Here is a 4,861-nt window from a genome sequence, read left to right on the forward strand (position 1 = left end):
GTTTTCAAATTACTTATTTAAAAAGGCTGAAAAGCGTGGTTATCTTGATGATGTTTTAGGGAAGAGTATTCGTTATGGTGGTGTGTATGTTACAGATTCAAACATCTTACAATCTAGCGATGTTTACGAGTTGTTACAAGACATCAGTAATCAAATGGTATTGGCTGATATTGTTGTGGAAGATGAATTTGGGAATGAAACTAAAGATGATATTGCACTTCGTATTTTAAAGAATCCGAATGATTATCTTACACAATCTGAATTCATTAAATTAATGACGAATACTTATTTACTCGAGGGAGAAACGTTCCCTGTATTAAATGGTGCTCAAATACATTTAGCTTCAAATGTATTTACAGAGTTAGATGATAATTTAGTAGAGCATTTTAATATTGGTGGTCACGAAATTCCTCCGTTTATGATTCGTCATGTGAAAAATATTGGCGCAGATCATTTAAGAGGAAAAGGCCTTCTTGATTTGGGAAGAGATACACTTGAGGGCGTTATGTCAGCTGAGAAAACTTTAACTGACAAATATAAAAAGGGTGGACTATTAGCATTCTTGTTAAATTTAGATGCCCATATCAATCCACAGAATGGTGCGCAGTCAAAATTAATCAATGCAATTTTAGATCAACTGGAATCAATCGATGAAGCAAGGTCTGTAAAAATGATTCCTCTTGGAAAAGGGTATTCAATAGACACACTTAAAAGCCCGTTAGACGACGAAAAGACCCTAGCATACCTAAATGTATATAAAAAAGATTTAGGTAAGTATTTAGGCATAAATGTGGATACATACACAGAGCTAATCAAAGAAGATATTGAGAAAGCAATGATGTATATCCATAACAAGGCAGTTAGACCAATAATGAAAAATTTTGAAGACCATTTGAGTCTTCTTTTTTATGGTCAAAATTCGGGGAAACGAATTAAGTTTAAGATAAATATTCTTGATTTTGTTACTTATAGCAACAAGACAAATATCGGTTACAACCTTGTGCGTACAGCTATTACTTCACCTGATCATGTTGCCGATATGCTTGGATTCCCTAAACAAAATACAAAGGAATCACAATCTATTTATATTTCAAATGATATAACCGAAATCGGTAAGAAAGAAGCGGCCGATGGTTCAGTGGAAGGAGGTGACTAAACGTGAAGGGAGATACAATTCATGTTAGTTGTGGAGACATGGATATTAGAATTCATAAGAAAAGTCCTACAATGTTCGATGTGGTAGTTGGAAATTGTAGGACTGGAAATGGCATTTTGATGTGTTCAGTAGAACAAGAGAAGCCTCCCTATTTGTTTTATAAAATTGTTAATCTACGGGTTTATTCAAAAGAGAAATTAGCCATTGGTTCTCCGAATATATTGCTTCAATTGTTATGCTGTAGTCTTGACAACCAGGAAAAGAATAACTTTTGAAACGGATTAAATACTTTGTTTTAGAAATCTGTGAAATGGATTGAAATTTGGCGCGATTTTCAATGTCAATTTCGTCAATAAACGCTAACGTTTTGTGAGCGAACTCAAAATTTTCTTTAAAATCTTTTTCTGTTTGGATAGATAAAATCATTGGGATCACCTCCTTACTCATCAAATGATAGCAGAAAAACTATTTCTAGGAATGAAAGGATGTGAAAATGATGAAAATTGAGGTCCGAGGGAATCAAGTCATACTTGATGGTTACGTAAATGTTGTGGACAGGGAAAGTCGAATGTTGCCTTCACCAAGGGGATATTTCAAAGAGAAAATTGTTCCTAAGACATTTGAAAAAGCGTTAAAGAAAGCAAAGAATGTGGACTTGCTTTTTAATCACAACAAAAATAGAAAGCTTGGTTCTATTGAAAATGGCAATCTGGAATTGTACGAAGACAATATTGGTTTAAGAGCCATTGCTACAGTTACAGATGAACAAATAATTGAGAAAGCAAGGAATAAAGAATTGCGTGGTTGGTCATTTGGCTTTGTTTCTGAAAAAGATTCCTGGGAAGAAGGCGAATCTGGTGTTCAAAAACGATCTATTGAAGAATTAGAACTCTTAGAAGTTTCTATTTTAGATATGACACCAGCCTATGTTGCTACTTCCATTGAAACCAGGGGCGAAAATACAGCCATGATTGAAATGAGAAGTGAAGAAGCAGCTGTAAAAACAGTTGTGGAAGGTGATACAGAAGAAAGAAATAATCTTATTAAACAAATAAAAAAAGTTTTGGAGGAAAATTAACATGAATTTAAAAGAAATCTTAAACGCATCTTTAACAAGAACGAAATCTCGATTAGCAGAATTACAAGGGAAAGTAGAAAAAAATGAAGTTCGTTCAGAAGAATTAGCAGTAATTAAAGCTGAAGTAGAAGAATTAACAAAGGAAGTACAAACTATCACTGATGAGTTAGCAAAATTAGAAGCGGAAGAAAAAGGAGAAGATCCGGACAAAAAGAAAGATGAAGATCCAGATAAAAAAGAAGACCCAGCAGCAAAAGAAAATCCGAATGAAAAAACGGAACTGTCAGAAGAACAACGTTCAGCTATTTCAGCATCTATCGCAGCAGCTCTTTCTACTAAAGGTCATCGTGCAAACAAAGAAACAGAAATTCGTTCCGTATTTGCTAACTACATTGTTGGTAATATTGATGAAAAGGAAGCACGTGCATTAGGGTTAGTGACTGGTAATGGTTCTGTTACGATTCCAGATTTCTTGAGTAAAGAAATTATTACGTATGCTCAAGAAGAAAACTTCTTACGTCGATTAGGAACAGGAGTAAAAACAAAAGAAAATATTAAGTATCCTGTTTTAGTTAAAAAGGCAGAAGCACAAGGTCATAAAAATGAGCGAACAAATAATGAAATGCCAGAAACGGATATCGAGTTCGATGAAATCGAATTATCACCAACGGAATTTGATGCACTGGCTACAGTGACGAAAAAATTATTAGCACGTACAGGTTTACCGATTGAACAAATTGTTATGGATGAGCTGAAAAAAGCTTATGTTCGTAAAGAAACTCAATATATGGTTAATGGTGATGAAGCTAATAATATAAATGATGGTGCATTGGCAAAGAAAGCCGTTGAATTTAAAACGGATGAAAAAAATCTCTATGATGCATTAGTAAAAATGAAAAATACACCGGTTAAAGAAATTCGTAAAAAAGCAAGATGGGTGTTAAATACAGCAGCACTAACAAAAATTGAAACAATGAAGACGGATGATGGTTTCCCATTACTTCGTCCATTTAATCAAGCAGAGGGCGGCATTGGTTATACATTATTAGGCTTCCCTGTTGAGGAAGAAGATGCAATTGATATCCCTGATTCACCAGATACACCAGTATTCTACTTCGGTGATTTCTCTAAGTTCTATATTCAAGATGTTATTGGATCACTAGAAGTACAAAAGTTAGTTGAGTTATTCTCACGTACAAACCGTGTAGGCTTCCGTATCTGGAACTTACTAGATGCTCAATTAATTCATTCTCCATTTGAAGTTCCAGTTTATAAGTATGTTTTAAAAGCTTCTACTGGGGCTTAATATGGATGATTTAATTGAGAAATTAAAATCTCATATTCATTGGGAAGAGGGTATGGATGATTCTATGCTCTCTTTTTATATTAAGCAAGGTCAACGATATGTAAAAAAAGCATGTGGAAGAGAAGTGGAATACCTGGTCATTATGTGTGCAGGTATTTTTTATGAATATCGTGTAGCTGAAAAAGAATTAGAACAAGCTTTGGATGCTTTGACACCATTCTTTGTCCAGGAGGTTTATGATGCCGAAGAGGAAGACGAATAAACTCAAATGGATGGGTGAGCTACTCAAATTAGGAGAGACGATTGATCCAGTAACAGACCGTGTTGTGATGGGATATCCATTAGAACGGAAAATTCGATATAACAACATTGGAGTTACGGCCACTGATAAATTCACAACAAAAGATACGAATGAAATTGTAAAGAAAATTGAAGTTCGTATTGATCGTGACATTGAAAACAATCAAAAGAATTATCGCGTAAAAGTTGGTGGCCGTATTTATAACATTGAGCGCATTTATGTAAAAGAAGAAGACCGATTGATGGAGGTGTCACTATCGTATGCAAATTAATTTTGAACAGTTGCGAAGTCTTATGAAGAAATCTGGTATTCCAGTTTCTCGTGATAGTGCTCCTACAGGGATAAATTACCCTTATATTGTGTATGAATTTGTGAATGAGCAACATAAGAGGGCTTCTAATAAGGTCCTAAAAGATATGCCACTTTATCAAATTGCAGTTATCACAAATGGAACTGAAAAAGATTATGAGCCATTAAAGGCTGTTTTTAATGAAGTAGGCGTGTCTTATTCTCAGTTTGATGGAATGGGTTATGACGAGAATGACGACACTATCACGCAGTTTATAACGTATGTGAGGTGTATCCAGTAATGGCTTCAAATAACAATGGTTTTGCTGAAGCTTTAGAAGATATTAATACGCTATTACGAGTGAATAAAAAGGTCGAACTGGATGTATTAGATGAAGCGGCGAAGTATTTTGCTAGTAAATTAAAGCCAAAAATCAAAGCATCCAGTAAAAACAAGCGAACACATTTAAGAGATAGCCTAAAGGTTGTTGTGAAAGATGATCGTGTATCTGTGGAATTTAAAGATGAAGCTTGGTATTGGTATTTAGTTGAACATGGCCATAAAAAAGCAAATGGTAAGGGACGTGTGAAGGGAAAACACTTTGTTCAGAATACCTTTGATGCAGAAGGTGACAAAATCGCTGATATTATGGCACAAAAAATAATTGATAGAATGTGAGGATGATATACATGACAATTGAAAATAAAGAAATTCAATATTCCGTAGGGATT

8 protein-coding genes are annotated in these 4,861 nt (G+C 34.5%); 7 read left to right on the forward strand and 1 reads right to left on the reverse strand.

Features of this window, described 5'->3' with window-relative positions; translation table 11 throughout:
- Positions 1 to 1,156, forward strand: a 1,156-nt coding sequence (locus ACQGS6_RS22925) for a phage portal protein (protein WP_426965653.1), incomplete at its 5' end; no start/stop codon positions are given.
- A gap of 168 nt (positions 1,157 to 1,324) precedes the next feature.
- Here ACQGS6_RS22925 and ACQGS6_RS22930 read toward each other — a convergent pair.
- A complete protein-coding gene (locus ACQGS6_RS22930) occupies positions 1,325 to 1,582 on the reverse strand; it encodes a hypothetical protein (RefSeq protein ID WP_000603760.1) in 258 nt (85 codons plus the stop codon).
- A 70-nt stretch (positions 1,583 to 1,652) separates the two neighbouring features.
- Here ACQGS6_RS22930 and ACQGS6_RS22935 point away from each other — a divergent pair, with 70 nt between their 5' ends.
- From ACQGS6_RS22935 to ACQGS6_RS22960, 6 genes are read left to right on the forward strand one after another with little or no spacing between them, the layout of a single operon-like run.
- Entirely contained in the window at positions 1,653 to 2,234 is a 582-nt protein-coding gene (locus ACQGS6_RS22935) for an HK97 family phage prohead protease (protein WP_426965654.1), read from the forward strand.
- Position 2,235: 1 nt separating this feature from the next.
- Positions 2,236 to 3,540: a phage major capsid protein gene (locus ACQGS6_RS22940; protein WP_426965655.1), complete on the forward strand. Its 1,305-nt coding sequence runs from the start codon at positions 2,236 to 2,238 to the stop codon at positions 3,538 to 3,540.
- A gap of 1 nt (position 3,541) precedes the next feature.
- Positions 3,542 to 3,802: a head-tail connector protein gene (locus ACQGS6_RS22945; protein ID WP_000342229.1), complete on the forward strand. Its 261-nt coding sequence runs from the start codon at positions 3,542 to 3,544 to the stop codon at positions 3,800 to 3,802.
- Positions 3,780 to 4,112 (forward strand): hypothetical protein, encoded by a 333-nt coding sequence (locus ACQGS6_RS22950; RefSeq protein ID WP_426965656.1) that lies wholly within the window; start codon positions 3,780 to 3,782, stop codon positions 4,110 to 4,112. The genes ACQGS6_RS22945 and ACQGS6_RS22950 overlap by 23 nt, the downstream gene beginning before the upstream one ends.
- The gene (locus ACQGS6_RS22955; protein ID WP_426965657.1) at positions 4,102 to 4,431 is read left to right on the forward strand and encodes a hypothetical protein; all 330 of its coding nucleotides are present in this window, start codon (positions 4,102 to 4,104) and stop codon (positions 4,429 to 4,431) included. Before ACQGS6_RS22950 ends, ACQGS6_RS22955 begins: the two co-directional genes overlap by 11 nt.
- A complete protein-coding gene (locus ACQGS6_RS22960; protein ID WP_000157916.1) occupies positions 4,431 to 4,808 on the forward strand; it encodes an HK97-gp10 family putative phage morphogenesis protein in 378 nt (125 codons plus the stop codon). The genes ACQGS6_RS22955 and ACQGS6_RS22960 overlap by 1 nt, the downstream gene beginning before the upstream one ends.
- Positions 4,809 to 4,861: the final 53 nt, after the last annotated feature.

Origin of the sequence: Bacillus sp. GMs2/2, from assembly GCF_050172095.1 — a bacterium.
GTDB classification, from domain to species: Bacteria; Bacillota; Bacilli; order Bacillales; family Bacillaceae_G; genus Bacillus_A; species Bacillus_A cereus.